The sequence below is a fragment of the Roseomonas sp. AR75 genome, from assembly GCF_005222815.1.
Taxonomy (GTDB): Bacteria; Pseudomonadota; Alphaproteobacteria; order Acetobacterales; family Acetobacteraceae; genus Falsiroseomonas.
In genome coordinates this window covers 256,698-279,072 of the sequence record NZ_STGB01000002.1, presented here as the reverse complement: position 1 = coordinate 279,072, position 22,375 = coordinate 256,698, and the positions used below count along the sequence as shown (strand labels likewise).

19 protein-coding genes and 4 tRNA genes are annotated in these 22,375 nt (G+C 71.8%); 13 read left to right on the top strand and 10 right to left on the bottom strand.

The features are described from left to right. Positions 1 to 3 precede the first annotated feature (3 nt). Complete coding sequence (locus E4T13_RS09245; protein WP_137177991.1) at positions 4 to 1,173, bottom strand: ABC transporter substrate-binding protein; 1,170 nt, start codon at positions 1,171 to 1,173, stop codon at positions 4 to 6. A gap of 90 nt (positions 1,174 to 1,263) precedes the next feature. Here E4T13_RS09245 and E4T13_RS09240 point away from each other — a divergent pair, with 90 nt between their 5' ends. Beyond that, the gene (locus tag E4T13_RS09240; protein ID WP_137177990.1) at positions 1,264 to 2,955 is read left to right on the top strand and encodes a thiamine pyrophosphate-requiring protein; all 1,692 of its coding nucleotides are present in this window, start codon (positions 1,264 to 1,266) and stop codon (positions 2,953 to 2,955) included. Here E4T13_RS09240 and E4T13_RS09235 read toward each other — a convergent pair. Beyond that, positions 2,952 to 3,329: a septal ring lytic transglycosylase RlpA family protein gene (locus E4T13_RS09235; RefSeq protein ID WP_137177989.1), complete on the bottom strand. Its 378-nt coding sequence runs from the start codon at positions 3,327 to 3,329 to the stop codon at positions 2,952 to 2,954. The genes E4T13_RS09240 and E4T13_RS09235 overlap by 4 nt on opposite strands. 114 nt (positions 3,330 to 3,443) lie before the next feature. On the opposite strand from E4T13_RS09235, the gene E4T13_RS09230 reads away from it, so the two are divergent. Together E4T13_RS09230 and E4T13_RS30880 are read left to right on the top strand one after the other, a co-directional pair. Next, positions 3,444 to 4,193: a sulfite exporter TauE/SafE family protein gene (locus E4T13_RS09230; protein ID WP_137177988.1), complete on the top strand. Its 750-nt coding sequence runs from the start codon at positions 3,444 to 3,446 to the stop codon at positions 4,191 to 4,193. Positions 4,194 to 4,249: 56 nt separating this feature from the next. Further along, positions 4,250 to 7,225 carry a calcium-binding protein gene (locus tag E4T13_RS30880; RefSeq protein WP_137177987.1) on the top strand — a complete coding sequence of 992 codons (2,976 nt, stop codon included), beginning with the start codon at positions 4,250 to 4,252 and terminating at the stop codon, positions 7,223 to 7,225. Between the two features lie 142 nt (positions 7,226 to 7,367). On the opposite strand, the gene E4T13_RS09220 is transcribed toward E4T13_RS30880, so the two are convergent. Then, entirely contained in the window at positions 7,368 to 7,598 is a 231-nt protein-coding gene (locus E4T13_RS09220; protein ID WP_137177986.1) for a hypothetical protein, read from the bottom strand. A 144-nt stretch (positions 7,599 to 7,742) separates the two neighbouring features. Then, positions 7,743 to 9,953 carry an excinuclease ABC subunit UvrB gene (gene uvrB, locus E4T13_RS09215; protein WP_137177985.1) on the bottom strand — a complete coding sequence of 737 codons (2,211 nt, stop codon included), beginning with the start codon at positions 9,951 to 9,953 and terminating at the stop codon, positions 7,743 to 7,745. 46 nt (positions 9,954 to 9,999) lie between these two features. Here uvrB and E4T13_RS09210 point away from each other — a divergent pair, with 46 nt between their 5' ends. The 4 genes from E4T13_RS09210 (at position 10,000) to E4T13_RS09195 (ending at position 13,027) form a co-directional block, all read left to right on the top strand. Next, entirely contained in the window at positions 10,000 to 10,479 is a 480-nt protein-coding gene (locus E4T13_RS09210; RefSeq protein ID WP_137177984.1) for a CYTH domain-containing protein, read from the top strand. A 151-nt stretch (positions 10,480 to 10,630) separates the two neighbouring features. Then, the gene (locus tag E4T13_RS30185; RefSeq protein ID WP_206030125.1) at positions 10,631 to 11,395 is read left to right on the top strand and encodes a hypothetical protein; all 765 of its coding nucleotides are present in this window, start codon (positions 10,631 to 10,633) and stop codon (positions 11,393 to 11,395) included. 29 nt (positions 11,396 to 11,424) lie between these two features. Continuing rightward, positions 11,425 to 12,123 carry a hypothetical protein gene (locus E4T13_RS30875; protein WP_206030124.1) on the top strand — a complete coding sequence of 233 codons (699 nt, stop codon included), beginning with the start codon at positions 11,425 to 11,427 and terminating at the stop codon, positions 12,121 to 12,123. Between the two features lie 280 nt (positions 12,124 to 12,403). Beyond that, a complete protein-coding gene (locus tag E4T13_RS09195) occupies positions 12,404 to 13,027 on the top strand; it encodes a PepSY domain-containing protein (protein ID WP_137177983.1) in 624 nt (207 codons plus the stop codon). A gap of 938 nt (positions 13,028 to 13,965) precedes the next feature. Here E4T13_RS09195 and E4T13_RS09190 read toward each other — a convergent pair. From E4T13_RS09190 to rlmB, 4 genes are all read right to left on the bottom strand, one after another. Next, positions 13,966 to 14,037 (bottom strand) — tRNA-Thr (locus tag E4T13_RS09190). A gap of 47 nt (positions 14,038 to 14,084) precedes the next feature. Then, entirely contained in the window at positions 14,085 to 14,312 is a 228-nt protein-coding gene (locus E4T13_RS09185; RefSeq protein ID WP_137177982.1) for a hypothetical protein, read from the bottom strand. Between the two features lie 97 nt (positions 14,313 to 14,409). Continuing rightward, the gene (locus E4T13_RS09180; protein WP_137177981.1) at positions 14,410 to 15,177 is read right to left on the bottom strand and encodes a 2-keto-4-pentenoate hydratase; all 768 of its coding nucleotides are present in this window, start codon (positions 15,175 to 15,177) and stop codon (positions 14,410 to 14,412) included. Next, positions 15,174 to 15,968, bottom strand: a complete 795-nt coding sequence (gene rlmB / locus E4T13_RS09175; RefSeq protein WP_137177980.1) for a 23S rRNA (guanosine(2251)-2'-O)-methyltransferase RlmB — start codon at positions 15,966 to 15,968, stop codon at positions 15,174 to 15,176. Before rlmB ends, E4T13_RS09180 begins: the two co-directional genes overlap by 4 nt. Before the next feature lie 432 nt (positions 15,969 to 16,400). Here rlmB and E4T13_RS09170 point away from each other — a divergent pair. From E4T13_RS09170 to E4T13_RS09155, 4 genes are all read left to right on the top strand, one after another. Then, a tRNA-Tyr gene (locus E4T13_RS09170) sits at positions 16,401 to 16,482 on the top strand. Between the two features lie 83 nt (positions 16,483 to 16,565). After that, a tRNA-Gly gene (locus E4T13_RS09165) sits at positions 16,566 to 16,639 on the top strand. A gap of 79 nt (positions 16,640 to 16,718) precedes the next feature. Beyond that, positions 16,719 to 17,906, top strand: coding sequence for an elongation factor Tu (tuf, locus tag E4T13_RS09160; protein WP_137177979.1), 1,188 nt, complete (start codon positions 16,719 to 16,721; stop codon positions 17,904 to 17,906). Positions 17,907 to 17,914: 8 nt separating this feature from the next. Continuing rightward, positions 17,915 to 19,465: a hypothetical protein gene (locus E4T13_RS09155; protein WP_137177978.1), complete on the top strand. Its 1,551-nt coding sequence runs from the start codon at positions 17,915 to 17,917 to the stop codon at positions 19,463 to 19,465. Positions 19,466 to 19,550: 85 nt separating this feature from the next. Here the strand turns inward: E4T13_RS09155 and E4T13_RS09150 are convergent, their stop codons facing one another. Both E4T13_RS09150 and E4T13_RS09145 read right to left on the bottom strand, forming a co-directional pair. Beyond that, positions 19,551 to 20,216, bottom strand: coding sequence for a TylF/MycF/NovP-related O-methyltransferase (locus tag E4T13_RS09150; protein WP_137177977.1), 666 nt, complete (start codon positions 20,214 to 20,216; stop codon positions 19,551 to 19,553). A gap of 19 nt (positions 20,217 to 20,235) precedes the next feature. Continuing rightward, positions 20,236 to 21,648, bottom strand: coding sequence for a cytidylyltransferase domain-containing protein (locus E4T13_RS09145; RefSeq protein WP_137177976.1), 1,413 nt, complete (start codon positions 21,646 to 21,648; stop codon positions 20,236 to 20,238). A gap of 63 nt (positions 21,649 to 21,711) precedes the next feature. Between E4T13_RS09145 and E4T13_RS09140 the strand changes: the two genes are divergently transcribed. Beyond that, complete coding sequence (locus E4T13_RS09140) at positions 21,712 to 22,137, top strand: RDD family protein (RefSeq protein ID WP_137177975.1); 426 nt, start codon at positions 21,712 to 21,714, stop codon at positions 22,135 to 22,137. A gap of 143 nt (positions 22,138 to 22,280) precedes the next feature. Continuing rightward, positions 22,281 to 22,357, top strand: a tRNA-Trp gene (locus tag E4T13_RS09135). Positions 22,358 to 22,375 lie beyond the last annotated feature (18 nt).

Genomic DNA, 22,375 nt, shown 5'->3' with positions numbered 1-22,375 from the left:
CGCTCAGCCCGCGCCGCAGCCCGCCGCAAGCTCCGTCGGATAGAGGATGCTGCGCTTCCCGTCCGGGCACCATTCCGTCACGTAGACGGGCGGGCTTGCCTGGCCCTCGGCGTCGAATTTGATCACGCCCGTCACGCCCTGGTGCTCGATGCGCGCCAGCGCGTCGCGGATGCGCGGGCCCTGCAGGCTGCCCGCCGCGCGGATCGCCGCGGCCGCCACCATCAGCCCGTCATAGGATTGCGCCGCGAAGCCGTGCGCCTCCTCGTTGAAGCGGGCGCGGTAGCGCTGCGAGAATTGCTGGATGCGCGGGATCGGCGCGTTGGGCGGGAAGGCGTTGTACTGCACCATCCCGTTCAGCCGCTGTGCATCGAGCCGCGCGAGGAAGCGGTCCGATCCCATGGCCAGCGTGCCGATCAGCTGCACCGGCAGGCCGGCCGCGCGGATCTGGCTGATCGCCAGGCTGCCCGGCTCCTCGTCCATGAACAGCATCACGGCCTTGGCGCCGGAATTGCGGATGTTCGTGATGTGCGCGGAGAAATCCACCTCGCCCACATTGAAGTAGCCGGTGTAGGCCACGGGGAAGCCCTGCGGCAGCGCCGCCTGCATGCCGCGCACGCCGCCGCGGCCGGCATCGTTGTTCCAGGCGATGAAGGCGATCGGCTTCCAGTCCCGCTGCGCGACGAAATCCGCCAGCGCCTTGCCGAGCATGTCGTTATGCGCGTTGACGCGGAACACATACGGATTGCGCTGCTTCGTCAGCCCCGGTCCGGTCGGCACCGTCATGATGAAGGGAACCTCGTTCTCCTCCGCGATCGGCGCGACGGCCGGCACGACACCGGAGGAAAGCTCGCCCAGCACCACCGGCACCTTGTCCACGGTGGTCAGGCGCTGCATCGCGCTCGCACCCTCCGCCGGGTTGCCGCGGGTGTCGTAGACCTTCAGCTCGACCATCAGCTTGCGCCCGCCCACCTCGACGCCGCCGGCCTCGTTCAACGCGTCCTTCGCCAGGTTGAAGCCGTTCATCTGGAAGCGGCCGGGCGCGGCGAGCGGGCCGGAAAGCGCGGTCAGGATGCCGAAGCTCAGCGTGCCGGCCGATTGCGCGGCGGCGTGGCGCGCGCCGAGCAGGCCGGCGGCGAGCGTCGCCGCAACGGTCCGACGAGTCAGCATCGGCATGATGAGCTTCCTTCTCCCGTGCTCCGCTGGCGCGGAATTGTCGCGGAGCCTAGGCTTGCGCAGTTGTTCGGACAAGCCGGAGGGACCCGGATGGATCAGCCAGGCCCGAGCGCCGGCGAGACCCTGCTGCGCGCCATGGCGACGCGCGGCGTGACCTGCCTCTTCGCCAATTCCGGCACGGATTTTCCCTCCGTCATCGAGGCCTATGCGCGCGATCCCGCTGGCCTGCCGCGGCCGATCCTGTGTGCGCATGAGAACCTCGCCGTCGGCATGGCGCATGGCCATGCGCTGGTCTCGGGCCAGCCGCAGGCGGTGATGGTGCATGTGAATGTCGGCGCAGCGAATGCGCTGGGCGGGCTGTTCAACGCGGCGCGCGAATTCGTGCCGATGCTGTTCATGGCCGGCCGCACGCCGGTGCTGGAATCCGGCGCGCCCGGCGCGCGCAGCCTCAACATCCACTGGGCGCAGGAAATGTTCGACCAGGGCGGCATGCTGCGCGAGGCGGTGAAGTGGGACTACGAGTTGCGCCGCCCCGAACAGGCCGAGCCCGCCGTCGCGCGCGCGCTCGCCATCGCGCGCTCCGACCCCGAAGGCCCGGTTGCGCTGATGCTGCCGCGCGAGGTGCTGGCCGCGCCGGTGCCCGCGCGCGCCGTCGCGCCCGACCCGCCGGCTGCGGCGCCCGCAGCACCCGATCCGGATGCGGTCGCAGCCATCGCCGCCGCGCTCGCGGAAGCCGAGCGTCCGCTCATCATCACCGCCTCCGCCGGGCGCGACACCGGCGTGCCCGCAATGCTCGCCGGTCTCGCGGAGCGCTTCGCGCTGCGCGTGGTGGAGTACCGCCCGCGGTTCCACAGCCTCGACAACGCGCATCCCATGCATGGCGGCTTCGAGGTGGATCCCTGGCTAACGGAGTCCGACGCGATCCTCGTGATGGAATGCGACGTGCCCTGGATCCCCGCGCAGCGCGCCCCGCGCGCCGAGGCACGGATCTTCCACGCCGGCCCGGACCCGCTCTTCGCACGCTATCCCATGCGCGGCTTTGGCGGCGAAGCCGCGATCACCGTCCGCGCGGCCCGCTTCGTCCCTGCGCTTGCGGCCGCGCTGGAACGCGCCGCACCCGCGCATGGGTCGCGCATCGCCGCCCGCCGCGCGGCCATGGCGCAGGCGAATGCCGCGCAGCGCGAGCGCGGCCTTGCCGCCGCACGCGATCCCGGCGGCGAGGCGATGTCCATGGCCTTCGTCACCGCCCATCTTGCAGCGGCGCTCGGCGGGCCGGGGCCGGATGTCGTCTTCGTCAACGAATACCCGCTGATCCGCACGGCCATGACGCTGCGCCATCCCGGCAGCTTCCTCGGCTCATCCCCCGTCGGGTCGCTCGGATGGGGCCTGCCGGCGGCGCTCGGCGCGAAGCTCGCCGCGCCCGACCGGTTGGTGGTCGCGGCGCTCGGCGACGGCTCCTACCTGTTTGCCAACCCGGTCGCCTGCCACCAGGCCAGCGCGGCCGCGGGCCTGCCGGTGCTGTCGGTGGTCTTCGACAATGCCGGCTATGGCGCGGTGCGGCGCGCGACCACCGCAATGTACCCGCAAGGCGCCGCCGTCGCCTCCGGTGACATCCCACTGTCGCGCTTCACTGCGGTGCCCGACTATGTGCGGATCGTGGAAGCCTGCGGCGGGCGCGGCTGGCGCGTGGAGCAGCCGGATGCGCTCGACGCGGCGCTGGCCGAGGCGATCGCGACGGTCCGCGCGGGCACCCAGGCGCTGGTCTCGGTGCGTTGCCGCTAATCGCTGTCCACGACCGGTCGGATCTCCACCCGGCCCACGCCGTTGATCCCAAGCTCTCGCGCGCTGCGGGGCGACAGGTCGATGATCCGACCCGGCGTGAAGGGGCCCCGGTCGCTGATCACCACCCGCGTGCGTGCGCCGTTGCGCAGGTTGATCACCTCCGCCACCGTCCCGAAGGGCAGGTGCCGGTGCGCAGCGTGACTCGCGGCGGGATCGAAGGGCCGGCCATTGGCCATGGGCCGCCCGTTGAAGCGCTTGGCGTAGATCGCCGCACCGCCCTCCTGGGGTTCGAAGGCCTTGGCCTGGAAGGGCGCCAGCAGGACCAGCGCGAGGAGGGCGTGCGACGGGATGCGTCGCCAGGGGGTCGCTCTCATGCGGCGCAAGGAAGCCCGCAATGCCGAATGTTGCAACCCCGGCCTGCCCGGGACGGGCCAAGCCCTTGATCCAGCGCAAGGACAGGGCGGGCCTGCCATGGTGGAAAGGCGGCCATGATCGCGAACTGCCTCGCTGACCTGACGGCCCTCGGCCCGGAGGGCGTGCCCGCCGTTGCCCTCGCCCTGTTCCTGGCCGGCCTGGCGGGCGGCTTCACCCATTGCGCGGGCATGTGCGCGCCCTTCGTGCTGGCCCAGGCCGGCGCGCGGGCCGATCGCAGCGCCGGCGGGGGGATGCTGGCGCGGCTCAGCGGCGCGGCCCTGCTGCCGTACCATCTGGGTCGGATGCTCGGCTATGCGCTGCTGGGCGCGCTGGCCGGCGCCAGCGCGGGGCTGGTCACACAGCTCAGCGGGATGCGCTGGCTGCTGGCGCTGCTGCTGCTCGGCGCCGCGGTGCTGATGGCGTTGCAGGCCTCCGAACGCCTGCCGGAGCGCTTCCGCCCGCATGGACGCTTCGCGCTGCCCGGCCTCACCGGGTTTTCGGCCCGGCTGGGCGCGGTGGTCGCGCCGTTGATTGCTGCGCCGACGGGCCTCCGTGGCGTCGGCCTTGGCCTCGCGCTCTCGGCGCTGCCCTGCGGCATGCTCTATGCCGCGTTGGCCGGAGCCGCCGCCACCGGTAGCGCGCTGGCCGGCGCCATCGTCATGGCCGCCTTCGTCCTCGGCACCGTGCCGGCCCTGGTCGGCGTCGCGCTGCTCGGCCGGCTGTTCCTGCGCCGCGCCGGCGCCGGGCTGCAACTGGCCGGCGCGGCGCTCTTCGCCCTGAACGCCGTGGTGCTGGCTGGCATGGCCTGGCGGCTGGTCGCCTGAAGGGCGCGTTAACCCAGCCCCGCTAAGCCTCGCCCCGTTCCCAGGACGGGGAAGTCATGTCTGCGCCGGCGGTCCCGGTCACGGTATCGGGGGCCGTGCCGGACAGCATCTTCGAGAATGCCCGCCCCGGCGATTGGGAAGCCGTCCTGGAGTTCTCCGGCGGCGTGCTCGACCTCGTCCTCACCGGGCCGGATGCCAACCGCTTCGAGCCGGTCTTCGACCGCGCCGCGCAGCGCCTGACCCTCACCCCCGTGGCGCGCTTCGACGCCGAGGCGCTGGGCGCGGCGGTCTTCAGCTTCGGCCTCTCCGTCGAGACCGCCGCCGGCTGGCACGACCTGGCGCAGGCCTGGCACGTCGCGCTGCTCGGCCTGGACGACACGCCGCCGGAGGCGCTGCGCTTCCTCTCCGGCGGCACCGTGCTGGAGAACGACCCGGGCGCACCCATCGGCACGCTCATCGCCGACGATCCCGACAGCCCCGGGCCGCTGACCTACACCGTCACCTGGCCCGACGACGCCTGGTTCGTCGTGGACGGCGACGTGCTGCGCCTGCGCGATGGCGTCACGCTCTGGGGCCTCGGCGGCACCACGCGCCATGTCATCGTCGAGGCCTGGGACGGGCTGCAATCCGCCGCCTTCAGCCTGGAGATCACCGTGCTGGCCGGCGGCGGCGGCACCACCTCCATCCCCGGCACCGAGGATCCGGATTCGCTGGTCGGCGGGACCGGCGCCGACTTCATCCTGGGCTATGGCGGCAACGACAACATCGGCGGCGGCGACGGCGCGGACATCCTGGAGGGCTGGGCCGGCAACGACGTGCTGGATGGCGGCACCGGCAACGACACGATGGAGGGCGGGCCGGGCCTCGACCTGCTCTGGGGCGGCCTCGGCAACGACGCCATGCGGGGCGGCGACGGCAACGACACGCTCTACGGCCAGACCGGCAACGACGTGCTGGAGGGCGGCGCCGGCAACGACATGCTCCAGGGCAACAACGGCTTCGACCTGCTGGATGGCGGCGAGGGCGCGGACAGCCTCTCCGGTGGCACCGCCGCCGACACGCTGCTCGGCCGCGACGGCGCCGACACGCTGGATGGCGGCAATGAGCCGGACCTGCTCGATGGCGGCGCGGGCGATGATTCGCTGCTCGGCGGCGCTGCCTCCGACACGCTGGCCGGCGGCACCGGCGCGGACACGCTTGATGGCGGGGAGGGGGCGGACAGCCTGGCCGGCGGGGAGGGCGACGACACCTATCTGCTCGCCGGGGATGGCGACCTGATCCTCGAAGCCGAGGATGGCGGCACCGACACGGCCATCGCCGGCTTCGCCACCACCATCCCCGGCGGGATCGAGGTGCTGCGGCTGCGAGACGGCGCGGGCGACCTGGCGGCCTTCGGCGCCGCGCTGGCCGACCGCCTGCTGGGCAACGAAGGCGCGAACCTGCTCTCCGGCGAGGCGGGCGCGGACACGCTGGAGGGTGCCGCCGGCGCGGACACGCTGGCCGGCGGCGACGACGCCGACCTGCTGCTGGGCGGCGAGGGCGCGGACAGCCTGGCCGGCGGCGCCGGCGCGGACCGGCTGGAGGGTGGCGCGGCGAACGACACGCTGGATGGCGGCACGGAGGACGACACGCTGGCGGGCGGCGAGGGCAACGACCTGCTGCGCGGCGCGGAGCAGGCCGACCGCCTCGAAGGCGGCAACGGCGCCGACACGCTGGAGGGCGGCGCGGCGGCGGATACGCTGGCGGGCGAGGCCGGCACGGACAGCCTGTCCGGCGGAGCGGGTGCGGACAGCCTGGATGGCGGCAGCGAGGCCGACACGCTCGCCGGCGGCAGCGAGAACGACACGCTGCTCGGCGGCGACGGCAACGACCGCCTGCTCGGCGACGAGGGCGCGGACATGCTGGAAGGCGGCACCGGCGCCGACACGGTGCTGGGCGGTGACGGCGACGACCTGCTGCGCGGCGGCACGGGCGCCGACAGCCTCGCCGGGGGCGCCGGCGCGGACACGCTGGAAGGCGGCGCCGATGCGGACACGCTGTTCGGCGGCGACGACGACGACCTGCTGCGCGGCGAGGACGGCAATGACTCGCTGCGCGGCGAGGCCGGCGCGGACCTGGTGGAGGGCGGCGCCGGCAACGACCGCCTGCGCGGCGGCACCGGCAACGACCTGGTTTTGGGCGAGGCCGGCGATGACACGCTGCAGGGCGAGGATGGCGATGACATCATGGCCGGCACGGCCGGCAACGAGCTGATGGATGGCGGCGAGGGCGCCGACCTGCTGCTTGGCGGCGAGGGCAATGATTCCCTCGGCGGCGGCGCAGGGAACGACACCATCGCCGGAGGCCCTGGTGCCGACACGCTGGATGGCGGCGCCGGCGCCGACCGGCTGGATGGCGGCGCCGGCAACGACCTGCTGCTGGCGGGCCCCGATGGCGGCTCCGAACTCCGCGGTGCGGAGGCCGCCGACACGCTGGACGCCTCGGCCGGGGAGGGCGCGGGCAGCCTGCTGGTCGGAGGCCTCGGCAACGACCTCTATGTCGTGGATGGCTTTGCCGATCGCGTGGTGGAGGAGGTGGGCGGCGGCATCGACACGATCCGCGCGCTGCTCGATGCCGGCTTCTATGCGCTCCCGGCGAATGTCGAGGAGCTGGTGCTGCTCGGCGCCGCGCGCGACGGCTACGGCAACGCGCTGGCCAACCGCATCGAGGGCAATGCGCTGGACAACCGGCTGAGCGGCGGCGCCGCGGCCGACACGCTGCTCGGCGGCGCCGGCAACGACACGCTGGTCGGCGGCACCGGCGAGGATATCTTCGTCATGATCGCCGCCAGTGGTCGCGACGTGATCGCCGATTTCACCCCCGGCGAGGATGTGCTGCTGCTGACCGGCGTCGGCCACGGCAGCGCCGGCGCGGCGCTGACGGCTTTCCGCGCGGTGGGCGGCGGCCTGGAGCTGACGCTCACCGGTGGCGCGGTGTTCCTGGAGGGCCTTGGCCCCGGCGCGCTGCGCGCGCAGGACATCCTGATCGCCTGATTCCTCGCGGATCACGATTCCAGCCGCGCCTGCCGGCAAGGGGCGAGGCGGCGGGCCCGGCGCAACGCCGGCGCGCGAGCGCTCGAAGGCGGATGCTGCGCGCGGCATGGCCCCTCGCGGCTTCTCCGCAGCGCGAGGCCGCTCAGCGCCGCGAGGTCACCGCGCCGATGGCCGCGCCGCCCGCACCGCCAAGCAATGCCCCCGTCACGGCAGAGCCTCCGGTGATGGCACCAAGCGCCGCGCCGCCCGCCGCGCCGATCGCGCCGCCGGAGAGGGCGCGCTGCTGCGTGCGCGTCATCCCGTCGCAGGCTGCGAGCGGGATGGCGAGAAGGCCGGCGAGGATCAGCCGGGGCAGCAGGCGGGGCGTGGTCATGCGGGACTCCCTTTGTCGTGGCGTCGCCAGCGAAGCTGCCCGTCATGGCGAAGACGAGGCGTTTCCTGGGCAACGACGCGTGACAACGAATGCCCGCGCAATTCATTCCCGAGCCGCAGGACCCGTCTGCGGATCGACGCGCACCTATGCCCGCCGGCCGCGTCCCCGCCCGCCTTTCCCCTTCTTCGGATCGTAGCCGCCGCCGCCTGGCCCAAGCGGCTTGGGCTTCCAGTCCTCCTTCTGCCGCGCCTTGCCGCCGGCCGGCGTGCTGGCCTGCAGCGAGCGCCCGGCGAGGTTCGGCTGCAGACCCAGCTCCAGCGATTCCAGCCGCTTGATCTCGTCGCGCAGCCGGGCCGCATCCTCGAATTCCAGGTCGGCCGCCGCGGCGCGCATCTTCTTCTCGAGCTCGGCGATGGTCGCCGCGATGTCCTTGCCGACGAAGTTGGTTGTGTCGTCGCCTTCCACCGCCTCGACCGTCACGTAGTCCTGCTCGTAGACGGATTGCAGCACGTCGGAGATGTCGCGCTTGATGCTCTGCGGCGTGATGCCGTGTTCCTCGTTCCAGGCGATCTGCTTGGCGCGGCGGCGTGACGTCTCCTCCAGCGCGCGGCGCAGGCTTTCGGTCATCGTGTCCGCGTAGAGCACCACGCGCCCTTCCGCGTTGCGCGCCGCGCGGCCGATGGTCTGGATCAGCGACGTCGTGCTGCGCAGGAAGCCTTCCTTGTCGGCGTCGAGGATGGCGACGAGCGCGCATTCGGGAATGTCGAGGCCCTCACGCAGCAGGTTGATGCCGACCAGCACGTCGAACACGCCCTTGCGCAGGTCGCGGATGATCTCGATGCGTTCCAGCGTGTCGATGTCGGAGTGGAGATACCGGACCCGTATTCCCGCCTCGGTCATGTATTCCGTCAGGTCTTCCGCCATGCGCTTGGTCAGCGTCGTCACCAGCACGCGGCCGCCCTTCTTCGCGACCTCCCGGCATTCCGCCAGCAGGTCGTCCACCTGGCCTTCGACGGGGCGGATCTCCGTGACGGGGTCCACTAGGCCGGTCGGGCGGAGCACCTGCTCGGCGAAGGACCCGCCGGTGCGCTCCATCTCCCACGGGCCGGGTGTCGCGCTGACGAAGACGGTCAGCGGGCGATAGGCGTCCCATTCCTCGAACTTCAGCGGGCGGTTGTCGGTGCAGGAGGGCAGGCGGAAGCCGAACTCGGTCAGGATGGATTTGCGCGCGAAGTCGCCGCGATACATGCCGCCGATCTGCGGCACCGTCACATGGCTTTCGTCCACGATCAGCAGCGCGTTCTCCGGCAGGTATTCGAACAGCGTCGGCGGCGGCTCGCCGGGCTTCCGGCCCGTCAGGTAGCGGCTGTAGTTCTCGATGCCCTTGCAGCTTCCCGTCGTCTCCAGCATTTCGATGTCGAAGGTGGTGCGCTGCTCCAGCCGCTGCGCTTCCAGCAGGCGGCCTTCGGCGTGCAGCTTCTCCAGATGCTGTTTCAGCTCGATCTTGATGTCGCGGATCGCCTGCTGCAGCGTCGGGCGCGGCGTGATGTAGTGGCTGTTGGCGTAGATCGCGATACGATCGAGTTCGCCCACCACCTCTCCGGTCAGCGGATCGAATTCGCGCAACCCATCGACCTCGTCGCCGAACAGGGAGACACGCCAGGCGCGGTCCTCCAGGTGAGAGGGCCAGATGTCCACGGTCTCGCCCCGGATCCGGAAGGTGCCGCGCGCGAAGAAACTATCGTTGCGACGGTACTGCTGCTCGACCAGGCCCTTGATCAGCACCTCCCGGTCGATCCGCCCGCCGCGCTCCAGCTTCACGACCATGCGGCTGTAGTTCTCGACCGAGCCGATGCCGTAGATGCAGCTCACCGACGCCACGATGATCACGTCCGACCGCTCCAGCAGCGCCTGCGTCGCGGAGTGGCGCATGCGGTCGATCTGCTCGTTGATCTGCGCGTCCTTCTCGATGTACGTGTCCGTGCGCGGCACATAGGCTTCCGGCTGGTAGTAGTCGTAGTAGCTGACGAAATACTCCACCGCGTTCTCGGGGAAGAAGGACTTCATCTCGCCGTAGAGCTGCGCGGCCAGCGTCTTGTTCGGCGCCAGCACCAGCGTCGGCCGCTGCACCTGCTCGATCACCTTGGCCATGGTGAAGGTCTTGCCGCTGCCGGTGACGCCGAGCAGCACCTGGTCGCGCTCGGCGCGTTCCAGCCCCGCCACCAGCTCGCGGATTGCGGCGGGCTGGTCGCCATTCGGCTCGAAGGGCGAGACCACCTTCAGCCGCGCGCCCGAATCCGGCACCGGGCGCTTCTGCGGAAAGAACAGCACGGGGGTGGGGGCGAGCACGTTCATGCCGCCAATGTGGGCGCGCGCGGCGCGATGCGCTACAGCGCCGCCCATGGGCATCGAGATCGAACGGAAATTCCTCGTCGCCGGCGCGGGCTGGCGGTCGGCGGCGCGCGCACCCCTGCCGATGCGGCAGGGCTACCTGGCGGCCGGCGGGCCCACCCAGCCCAGCGTCCGCATCCGCATCGCCGGCGATGCCGCCGCGCTGACCGTGAAGGGCCCCGGCGGCAAGGTGCGCGCCGAGTTCGAATATCCGGTCCCCGTCGCCGACGCCGAGGCGATGCTCGCCCTCTCGCCCTTCGCCGCCCTGGCCAAGACCCGCTGGGAGGTGGAGTTCGCCGGGCATCTGTGGACCGTGGACGAGTTCACCGCCCCCGCCACGCTCGCAGGTCTCGTCCTGGCCGAGGTCGAGCTTGCTTCTGCCGAGGACGCACCGGACCTGCCGGACTGGCTCGGCCCGGAGGTCACGGACGACCCGCGCTACAGCAACGCGGCACTCGCCGCCGCGCTCGCCGCCGCGCCCGGGGGCTGATCGCGACCGCGTCAGCGTCTCGCCTTCCGCCCGTTCCGCTCGCGCGCCTGTGCGCGGTCATGCCGGGCGCGCGACGAACAGCTTGCGTGCGCCACCGTTGAGATCGGAGGCGAGGCGGCCAGCCTCGCGGCCAGTCAGGACGGAGACAGCAATGACCATGCGGATTCGCGACGCGGCAATTGCCTCGGCGCTGGCGCTGGCGCTCGGCGCCGGAATGGCGCAGGCGCAGCAGCGCGCGCAGGAAGTGAACCCCAGCCCGATGGTGCCCGGCACCCGGGCCGGCGATGCACCGGGCATGAGCCCGGGTGGCCCTCCCGCCGCCGGAACAAGGCCTGGGGCGGATGATGAGCGCGCCAATCCCGCGCTTGTTCAGCCCGGCAACGCCGCGCAACGCACGCCTGCCAACCCGGCCGGCACAGCAGACGGCGCGCCCGCGCCCGGCGCCCCAGCGACCGCGAGCACGGCGCAGACGGGCACAGCGCCCAGCACCGCCGCGCCCAACGCTGCCGCGCCCAACGCTGCCGCGCCAAGCGCCGCTGCGCCCAATGCCATGCCGGGCAATGTGACCGCCGCGCAGCCCGCCCCCGCCGCGCCATCCACGGACAGCGCCGTGCAATCCACCCAATCGACGCCCGCCGCGCCCGACCGCGAAGCACCCGCCGCCGGCACCACCACGCCCGGCCGCGCCGCGCAGGGTGGCGGCGCGCCTGCCGCTGCCGCGCCCGGTGGCCTCGAATCCGGTGCGAATTCCTTCACCGAGGGCCAGGCGCGCGAGCGAATCGCCGATGCCGGCTTCGCCGATGTCCAGAGCCTTCGCCTTGACGAGCAGGGCATCTGGCGCGGGCGCGCGATCCGAAACGGCCAGCCCACCGGCGTGGCGATGGACTTCCGCGGCAACATCGTCGCGACGCAGTGAGCGTCGCCGTCACACAAGGAGAGCATGACATGGCGACACGCAACATCGCGCGCCTCTACGACAGCTCCGGCAGCGCCCATGCGGCGGTCACCGAGCTGGAGTCCGCAGGCTTCGCGCGCAGCGACATCAGCTACATGGGCCCCAAGGGCGACGGCACGACGCTGCGCCGCGAGGACGACACCGGCGCCGACAGCGGCGCCGCGACCGGCGCCACGCTGGGCACGGTGCTCGGCGGTGGCGCGGGCCTTCTCGCCGGGCTTGGCGCGCTCGCCATTCCCGGCGTCGGCCCGGTCGTCGCGGCCGGCTGGCTGATCGCCACGCTGACCGGCGCCGGCGCAGGCGCCGCCGCGGGCGGGCTGATCGGTGCGCTGGCCGGCGCCGGCTTCGGCGAGGAGGAAGCCACCACCTATTCCGAGGGCGTCCGCCGTGGCGGCCACCTCGTCGTGGTGCGCGCCGAGGTGAGCCGCGCCGCCGAGGCCGAGCGCATCCTGGACCGGCACGAGCCGGTGGACATGAACCGGCGGAGCAGCGACTGGCGCAACGAGGGCTGGACCGGCACCTCCGGCGGGACCGGCATGGCCGCGACCTCGGGTAGCGTCAGCAGCGGCACGGTGGCCGGAGCCCCGCCCGGTGCCTATCGCGGCGGCGTGGCGGCGCCCGGCCTTGGCGCCGACAGCGTTCCCGGTGCGAACGACCCGACGCTGCGCAAGCGCGGCGACGTGGCCTGAGCGATCGATGCGGCCGTCCTGGCAGGGCGGCCGCAGCGACGCGCTGCATGAGAAACTCGCCAATCGTACAAGTTACCGTCAGGCAGGGTTGCTGCCTGTTCAAGATCCTCCCTGAAGAAAATCCCGTTGCCGACCGCGATTGTTGGGCAGGGGGAAGACACGCGAACGATGCGGGCCAGGGGATGTTGTGGTCCTGAAGGCGGGGTGGTCGCCACCGGCAATCCCGCCTTCGTCGCGCCCATCGGGGCGACGGCAGTACCCACAATGGAGGCTCATCAACATGAAGCATCTTCTTTCCACGACCGCGATCGCGGCGGCCCTGGTGTTCGGCGGAATCGGTCATGCCGGCGCTCAGGCCGTGAATCCGGCGCAGCCGGGCAGCGCCAGCGGCGGGCTGCAGGCGCAGGGCGGCACGGCGGGCAGCCCGATGGGCAGCACCGGCACGCGGAACCCCGGCATGCCCGGCGGCAGCATGAGCGGTTCCTCCGCGCAGTCCGGCGCGCAGGCTCCGGGACCGGCCGGCAGCAGCTCCGGCGGCTCCGCCGCGCAGTCGAGCGCGATGAGCGAGGACGCCATCCGCAACGTGTTGCGCGCCCGCGGCTACTCCGACATCGAAGGCCTCGAGCGTGATGGCGACCACTTCAAGGTCGAGGGCGCGGAGCGCTATGGCGAGGATGTCGAGAACCTTCGCATCGATGCGCGGACCGGCCAGGTGCGCGACGAGAAGAAGCTGAGCGAATCCCAGGTGCGCACCATGCTGCAGGATCGCGGCTACTCGGACGTCAGCGACGTCAGCAGCGATGGCGATGCGATCACTGCCACGGCCAAGCAGAACGATCGCGAAATGAAACTGCGCGTGGACCGTTCGACCGGCGTGGTGACGCAGCAGCAGGCCAGCAACTGAGCTGGCGAACGCGGGCGGCACAGGCCGCCCGCTGTTCGGCTGCGCCTCCCCCGGCGCCCCGGCCCAGACGACAGCGACCAAGCGCCCAGCGCCGGCGCGCAGCGCGGCGGCCAAGCTCCGGAGATGCAGGGCAATCGGCAGCTTGGCCAGGCGGGCAGCCAGGGCGTGCAGTCCGGGCAAGCCATCGACGACAGCACGAATACCGGCGCGGTGAACGATCAGCCGCGCCGGGCCGCCCAAGCCCAGATCACGACCAAAACCGCCTCGCCCACGACGACAGGCACCAGCATGGTCCCCCCGGAGACTGATGGCGGCGGCCCGGCGCCCGCACCGCGCGAGCTCCTCGCCCCACCCCCGACGCGATAGACGGCCGCGGCCGGAGGCTAGTTGTCTGTCTCGCGTGACGTGGCGCGCTGTATCGCAGCAGGGCCTTCACCGAGGGCGAGCTTCGCCTCTCGCCGCTTCCGCCGCGCCTGATGGCCGCAGGCGTGCGAACAGGTCTGCTGCACGCCGCGCGCAAGGAAGCGTACGCCGCATTCGCTGCACGCCACGAATTCCAGCTCGGTCGGTCGCCGGGCTCCCGGCGGCCTCCCGCCCCTGTTCAGCGGCATCCCCTCCATCGCTCCTCGTGCGGTAGCGCTCGCGCTCGCGACGGAGTCTACGCGGGGGTGCGGCCGCGACGGGGTGCGGATGTGTCAGGATGCGGACGAAAGCGTGAAAGCGCCCCGCGGCGATCCAAACCCACGGGCGACCGCGGTGTGGCGATGACACCGCGGCGGAAACCGCGCTCGTCGTGCGACAACTCGGCGATCTGCAGCACCAGCGGCGTGAGCCGCGACAAGTCGGCGATGCCCTCGGGCAAGACGCCGCCCTGGCCGCCCACTGTCCTGACCGCCCACCGTGCTCCGCAGACGTGATCGGTGGCGGAAGGGCGTACCTGCCGGGTGAGGGATTTGAACCCCCGACCTTCGGTTTACAAAACCGCTGCACTACCGCTGTGCTAACCCGGCGCGCCGCGACACCTAGCGCGGCGGGCTGCCCGGCTCAACAATCCTGTTCAGGCGTGGCCCACGGGGCCGAAGGCGTCGTCATTCGTCGCCCGCACCACGGCGGCGAAGAGCCGCAGTGCATCCGGCCCGCCGCGATCGGTCAGCGTGCCGCGCTCCATCTCCTCGGCGAGCATGTCCGCGTGCTCGGCGAGGGTTTCGGCTGCCCGCCGCAGCGCCTCGCGCGAGAGCACGAGCTGCAATTCCTCGGGCAGGGTGTTCCAACTGGCGGTTCGCATGACGCTCCGGGCTCATTCGGCGCCGTCCTGGCGAAACGCCGCACTCGACCCTGCGGCGCCGCCACCCTGCGCTGGCAAGCCTTTCGGAAGCGTGAAGTTACGCGAACTTTGCCTCAGCCCTGCCCAGCACGTCGAACTCCACCGTCACATGGCACGGGCCGTCCAGCCAGATCGGCGGGGTCACCGAGCCCAGGAACACCACCTGCCCCGCGCGCAGCCCGCCGAACACCGCAGCGGCGGGTGAGGCGGCGAGCCAGGCCAGCGCCTCGAAGGGATGGCCGAGCAGGTCGGCGCCCACGCCCTCGCCGCGCAAGGCGCCGTCCACCGTGATCCGCCCGCGGATCGCACCGAGATCGGCCGCGCGCCAGCCTGGCGCCGCCGGACCCAGCACGCCGGCGCGATGGAACACCTGGTCGGCGACGAGGGTCGGCGTGCCGAGCTCCGCAAGGTCCGTGTAGCGCTTCTCGACGATCTCGATCGCGGCGAAGACCTCCGCGACGGCGGCCGCAGCCTGGTCGCGCGTGCAGGGGCCCGCCGGCAGATCGGTACCGAGCCGCAGCCCCACCTCGCATTCCACGCCGGGACCGATCAGGTCGGCATAGCGGAAGCTGCCGGGGCTGCGCTGCACGCCGCCTTCCGGCACGAAGCCTGCGGCGGGGCCGGACAGGCCGAGATAGGCCTGCATCTGCTTCGTCGTCGCGCCGATCTTGAAGCCTGCCGGCGGTACCGCGCCCAGTGCCTCGGCGATCTCGCGCTGCGCGGCATAGCCGGCGGCGACATCGGCCGGCGCGGCGGGGCCGAGCGGCAGCAGGATGCGGCGTTCCCGGCGGGCTGCGAGGATCGCCTCTGCGGCGGCGCTGGTCATGCCTCGGTCTCCTCCTCGGATTCGGCGGACGCCTGCGGCGTTCGGTCGCGCGCAACCTCATACAGCGCGACGGCTGCCGCGGCAGCCACGTTCAGGCTCTCCATGCCGGGCGCGATCGGCAGCCGCACCAGCTCGTCGCAGGTCTCGCGCTGCAGCCGACGCATGCCCGATTCCTCGGCGCCGAGCACCAGCGCCACGCGCCGGTCGCGCGGCGCAGCCTCGGCCAGCGTCCGTGCCGCCTCGCCGGCCAGGCCGAGCACCCAGAAGCCGGCCTTCTGCAAGGTGACGATCGCGCGGGAGAGATTCACCTCCCGCGCGATCGGCACGATCTCCAGCGCGCCGGAGGCGGCACGCGCCAGCGCGCCGGTTTCGGGAGGCGCGTGGCGGTCCTGCATCACCACGCAGGCCGCGCCGAAGGCCGCCGCGGAGCGCAGGATGGCGCCGACATTGCGCGGATCGGTGACCTGGTCGAGCAGCAGCACCGGCCCGCCATGCTTCGCGATCGCCTGGTCGAGCGCGAGCGGCGTCAGCGGCTCCGCCAGCAGGGCGGCGCCCTGATGCACCGAATCCTCGGGCAGAAAGGTCTGGAAGCGCTGGCGGTCCACGATCTCCGGCTGCACGCGCCAGGGTTTCTCGACACGTTTCGCCAACTCCGCGGCGGCATCCGCGGTCACCAGCAGCCGCTTGAGCCGACGCCGCGGATTCGCCAGCGCCGCCGCCACCGCATGCAGCCCGTGCAGCCAGATCGTCCCCGCCGGCGCCGCCTCGGCCTGCTGTTCCCTCCCCCGCATCGGCGGGGGTGGGCTGGGTGGGGGGAAACCCGCTCCCCTCTGCCCGCCGCCACCCGGTGCCTTCTCGCTGCGCCCGGGTCGCGGATCACCCATGCCGCGCCGATCCCGCCCGCGTGGCGAGGGCGTCGGCTCCTCCGCCTCGCGCGGCGGCGCACCCTGCGGCTTGGCCCCCTTGCCGTGGCGGGAGGCAGGCGGGCGAGACCCGCCGGGCGGGCGGGAACCGGGCGGGCCGGGGCGGCGGGGCGGCGGGCGATGCATGCCGCCATCCTGCGCCCGGCCGCGCGCCGCTCCAACCATCGCAAGCGGCACGGCCCCAGGGCCATTGCAATTGGCCATCGCAATTGACAGCGCCGCGCCCATGGGGCTAGTCCGCGCGGCCCGCACTTTCGGGCCGCGACGGATCACGTGATGCCGGCTTTCTGCCGGCCGCACGGAGGGGTGCCCGAGTGGCTAAAGGGGACGGACTGTAAATCCGTTGGCTTCGCCTACGTTGGTTCGAATCCAACCCCCTCCATTCCCGTCGAGGCCCGTGGACGCGCGGGTGCCTGTCTTGCAGGCCGGCTAGGACGCGCCCCATCTAGGTACGGCGTGCCGGGCGCGGGTGTAGCTCAATGGTAGAGCCCCAGCCTTCCAAGCTGGTTGTGCGGGTTCGATTCCCGTCACCCGCTCCAGCCCGCCCGGGCAGGCGCGCAGACGGTCGGGCGGCAGGCCACCGGACACCACCTTCTTGCGCGTCGGGAAACCAGGGCGATGGCCAAGGCAAAGTTCGAGCGGACGAAGCCGCACTGCAACATCGGGACGATCGGTCACGTGGACCATGGGAAGACGTCGCTGACGGCGGCGATCACCAAGGTTCTGGCGAAGACCGGTGGTGCGACCTTCACGGCGTATGACCAGATCGACAAGGCGCCGGAGGAGAAGGCGCGCGGCATCACGATCTCGACGGCGCATGTCGAGTACGAGACGACGAACCGCCACTACGCCCATGTCGATTGCCCCGGCCACGCGGACTACGTGAAGAACATGATCACGGGTGCGGCGCAGATGGACGGCGCGATCCTGGTGGTCTCTGCGGCCGACGGCCCGATGCCGCAGACGCGTGAGCACATCCTGCTGGCGCGGCAGGTGGGCGTGCCGGCGCTGGTGGTGTTCCTGAACAAGATGGACATGGCGGACCCCGACCTGGTCGAGCTGGTGGAGATGGAGGTGCGCGAGCTGCTGTCCTCCTACCAGTTCCCGGGCGACGACATCCCCGTGATCAAGGGCAGTGCGCTGTGCGCGCTGGAGGACCGTGAGCCGGAGATCGGCGAGCAGGCGGTGCTGAAGCTGATGGAGGCGGTGGACGCCTACATCCCGCAGCCGGCGCGCGCGCTGGATCGTCCGTTCCTGATGCCGGTGGAGGACGTGTTCTCGATCTCGGGCCGCGGCACGGTGGTGACGGGCCGCGTGGAGCGCGGGATCATCAAGGTTGGCGAGGAAGTGGAGATCGTCGGCCTGAAGGACACGGTGAAGACGACGGTGACGGGCGTCGAGATGTTCCGCAAGCTGCTGGACAGCGGGCAGGCGGGCGACAACATTGGCGCGCTGCTGCGCGGCACGAAGCGCGAGGATGTGGAGCGCGGGCAGGTTCTGGCCGCGCCGGGCTCGATCACGCCGCACACGCAGTTCAAGGCCGAGGCCTACATCCTGACGAAGGAGGAGGGCGGCCGCCACACGCCGTTCTTCACGAACTACCGCCCGCAGTTCTACTTCCGGACCACGGATGTCACCGGCGTGGTGAAGCTGCCGGAGGGGACGGAGATGGTGATGCCGGGCGACAACGTGACGATGGATGTCGAGCTGATCGCGCCGATCGCCATGGATGAGGGGCTGCGCTTCGCCATCCGCGAAGGCGGCCGCACCGTCGGCGCCGGCGTCGTCGCCAAGATCGTGAAGTAATCCTGCGCATGGAATCGGGGGAGGGTGCTTCCAGCCTCCCCCGCGATGCGACGTCGCAGCAGGCCGCCGAATACCTGTCGGCGCTCTGCGGCATTGCGCCCGAGCAATTCTCCTACGCCGGCCCGCCGCGTCATCCGGCTCGGCACGGCATCAGCGCGCTGCTCGGACGCTGCCGCTTCCTGCAGCTCGGCAGCCGCGACTGGCCGGCGGATCTGCCGCGCCCCGACAAGGACGACGTAAGGGCGTATCGCTCCGCCCTCTGGGTCGAGCATCTGCGTGCCTTCCACGCCGCTTACCTCGCCGGCCATCCCCGCCTGCTGCGCTCGCCGCTGCATCACTGCGCCGTGCCCGTGCTTGGCGAAATCCTGGCCGATTCGCACCAGCTCTACCTCGCGCAGCATGGGGGCGAACTGTTTGTCTTCGTCCTTGTCGGCCGGCTGCCGCTCGGCATCTACTATCCGGCGCGCGACCTGTTCCTGGTGCTGCGCCCGAACTGGCTGGACGAGCGCAATGCCGCCTGGCGCGTCCTGCGCATCCTCCTCGCGGAGCCGCAGCGCATCGCCCGCTTCGTCGCGCGCGGCACGGCAGGCACGCTGCGCCCGGCCCTGGTCGTCGGCGATCCGCGGCCGGGGCACTACCTGAAGGAGTCGCTCGCCTATCTTGATGCGGCGGAGGCCGAGATCATCGCCTTCCAGCGTCGCGGCGGGCTGCTGGTGCTGCTCTCCGACTGGTGCGCGATGGATCCGCTGGCCGTGATCCCCTCCTTCGCGCAGGGCGAGATCCAGCGGATGACGAGCCCCGGCGCCGCGCTGGCGCTGGTCGAGGCCGGCGTGGATGCGCATCGCGTCTACCGCAACAAGACGCATGAGGGGCCGGCCTGGCTGCGCCGCCGCTTCGGCCTGTCCTCCGTCGCCGCACCCGCCCCGTCCGCGCGCTTCCGGGTGATGCTGTCCGTGGATGCGGAGCGCGGCCGCGTGCTGAACCAGGTGGAGGCCTTCCGCTTCGCGCTGCGCCGGCTCGGCACGGCCTGCCTGCGCCGTGGCCTGGCGCTCGACATCGTGTGGGATGGCTGGACGGTGCCTGGCGAGCCGAACGACAGGGACCGCATGGTGATGGCGAAGATCGAGGCGGTGATCGCCGAGATCACGCAGGATCTCGGCGTGCCGGTCGCCAGCGAGACCCGGCTGTTCGGACGCTCCGCCTACGCCAAGGTGCCGGAGATCGCGCCCTGCGATCTGGTAATCACGACGCAAGGCACTGGCGCGCTGCTGCCGAGCTGGCTGCTGGAGCGGCCGACCATCGTCTACCACGTCGCCGCGATGGTCCCGAACCGCTCCGATCTGCATGAGCCGACGGTGGTGCAGCTTGATCAGCGCGCGGTCATCGAGGAATCCGAGGGCGCCGCCCAGCATGGCAGCCGCTTCACGCTGGCGCTTTGGGGCCTGGACGATGCGCTGGTGCGCGCAGTCGGCGAGCGCCTCGGCCTGGAACGCGAGCTTGCCTCGCCCCCGTCCATCTCCCTCCCCCGCAGTGCGGGGGAGGGCCGGGGCGGGGGCTGAGCGGCAGTCGCGGAACGGCGCGCCGCCGCGACGCCCCCCCTCACCCAACCCTCTCCCCCCTGCGGGTGGAGAGGGCTTTCTGCCGTCACACCACGATGAACGCCGGCACCGAGTAGAAGGAAAGCTTCTCCAGTCGTAGCCCGCGCGAAGCGGCGAACTCGTCCGCCACCTCCGTCGCGCCGCCCACCACGCCGTAGTCGTCGAACACCACCAGCCCGCCCGGCACCATCCGAGCGGCCATCTGCTCCAGCGCGAAGCGGGTCGGCGGCGCGACATCCATGTCGAGATGCAGCAGCGCGATGCGCAACTCCGGATGCGCCGCCAGGTAGTCCGGCACGGTCCGGAACACGTCGCCCTCCACCAGCGCGACGCCGCCGAACCCCTTCGCCGCCATCGCCGCTTCCAGGTCCGGCCGCGCGATGCCGAGCCCGCCCGCCGCCTCGAACTTCGCGATGAAGCCGCGCCCGTCCGTATCCTCGCCCGGTGCCACGGGGAAGCGGCCGAAGGCGTCGAAGCCGATCACCCTGCGCGATTCGTCCGTCTCGAACAGCCGGCGGAAAGCCAGGAAGCGCATCAGCGAGGCGCCCTTGTAGACGCCGCATTCCACCACCGCGCCCGGCAGGCCGACGATGCGGCGATAGAGCTCGGCATGCGCCATCAGCTTGCCCAGCCGCCCCACCGGCGCGCGCAGGTAGAAGGTGTTCTCGACCTCGTAGAGGTCGGCCTTGGTGTCGATGCGGTAGGTATCCATGACGCGCCGGCCGCCCCGTTCAGAAATAGCCGAACTTCTCGAGCAGCTCGTTCACCGGCCGCCCGAGCGCGGCGTTCAGCCGCACCCGCGATTCGTTGACGATCGCGTCCAGGCTGAGCTTCAGCACCTCGTCCCAGCGTTCCCGCGGGATCACCACGGCGGCGTCGGCATCGGCGAACACCACGTCGTTGTTGCGCACCGGCACGCCGCCGACCGCGACCTCGATGTTCATCGCGCCGGTCGTGCCCTCATACTTGATGTCGTTGGCCCAGGCGCCGCGCGCGAAGACCGGCAGGTCGAGCGGCGTCACCGCCTCGATGTCGCGGGTGTAGCCGTCCACCACCACGCCCACCACGCCCGCACGCATCGCGAGATGCGCGTTCAGCTCGCCGAAATAGGCCCGGTCCGGCACCGTGGTGGAGACCACGATCACGTCGCCGGCGCGCAGGAAGGCGTAGGATTTCAGCGCATCGTAGATGCCCTTCCACTCGCCGCTCTCGCGCGTGGCGCCTTCCGGCAGCGCGACGAGCTTCAGCGTCTTGGCGCGCCCCAGGATTCGCCGGCCCGCCAGCGGCTTGATCTCCGCCGGCAGGGTGCAGGGCAGCCCCAGCTCCTTCGTCAGGTCGGAAAAGACGCAGGAGCTCAGATGCGGCCGCAGCGCGCGGAACAGCATCACCTCCTTCTGCCGCTCCCCGGCGCAGAGCGTCTCGGCGAGGTCGAGATCCTCCTGCCAGTTGATGTCGAGCCGCTCCCGCGTCGTCAGCTCGAACAGCAGCGGTGCGCGGCCGAAGCGCTTGTCCGGGAAGTCGGCGGAGGTGGCGCGCATCATGTAGAGGCTCATCGCCTCGATCGTGTGCGCCGGCAGGTCCACGCTGTTCGGCACGCGGCCGCGGCCATAGGCCGGGTCGTCGCCCGACCACTCGTAGTGCTTCTCCTTCGTCACCGCCACCAGGCTGTCGGCCTGCGGCGCCTCGCGGAGCGCCGCCACGGCGCGGCGGAAGGTCTCAGGCCCGACGAAGGGCGCGGTGCAGAGCGCCTGCACATAGACATCGGCGCCCGGCACCGAGCGGCATTCATTGGCGAAGAGCTCGTGCCCGTCGGTCGCGTTGGAAGCCAGGCCGGGATCGCGCTTCAGCACCTTGACCGGCATATCCGAGGCCAGGGCTGCGATCTCCTCCGATTCGGTATCCAGCCAGACCTCGTCGAAGACGCCACTCTCGATCATCTGGCGCAGCTTGCGGCGGAACAGGAACTCGCCGTCGAGGATGCGCATGTTCTTGGACGGGATCCGGTCGCTCGATCCCTTGGCGGGCACAAATCCGACGATGCGCAACGGCCGGTCCTTTCGGGCGGGGAGGGGAGAAGCCGAGGCCCCTGCATAACCGGTTCGCGCGAAGGTTGCGACAGCCCCCGGCCCGCCCCGCGCCGCCATCCCGCACTGGACAGCGCCGCGACGCTGTGGCGTTACCGCGCCGGATCGGCTGAAGGCGAGGCGATGTCCGGCGGACAGGGGCAGGTGGAACTGGCGAGCGTGTGGTCGCGGCTGCTGGCGCAGGTCATCGACCTGTTCTGGCTGCTGCCGCTGTCCTTCGTGCTCGGAACCGTCGCCGCCGTGGTGAATGGCGGCGAGATGTCGCTCGGCGGCGAGATGATGGCCAACCTGATCGGCGCCCTGGTCGTGCTGCTGTTCTGGGTGGAGCGGCAGGGCACCCCCGGCAAGCTGGTGCTGGGGCTCCGCATCGTCGATGCCGCGACGGGCGGCGTGCCGACGCTCGGGCGCTTCGTGCTGCGCTATGTCGGCTACCTGATCTCCGCGCTGCCCCTCGGCCTCGGCTATCTCTGGGCGATCTGGGACCCGCGCCGCCAGGGCTGGCACGACAAGATGGCCGGTACGCTCGTCATCCGCGACCTGCGCCGCTGACGCGCACCGCGGGGCGGCCCCGCCGGTTCCCGCGCTCCGCGGCTTGTCACCCGGGGGGCTGGCCGCTATGTGTCCGCGCTCGCGCGGCCCATGCGCGGCACGCCGGAAGACTGCCCGCAAGGCAGGCCGGCGGTCCGCACGCTAGGGGCGTAGCTCAATTGGCTAGAGCGCCGGTCTCCAAAACCGGAGGTTGGGGGTTCGAGACCCTCCGCCCCTGCCATGCGGCCGCGCGGATCTT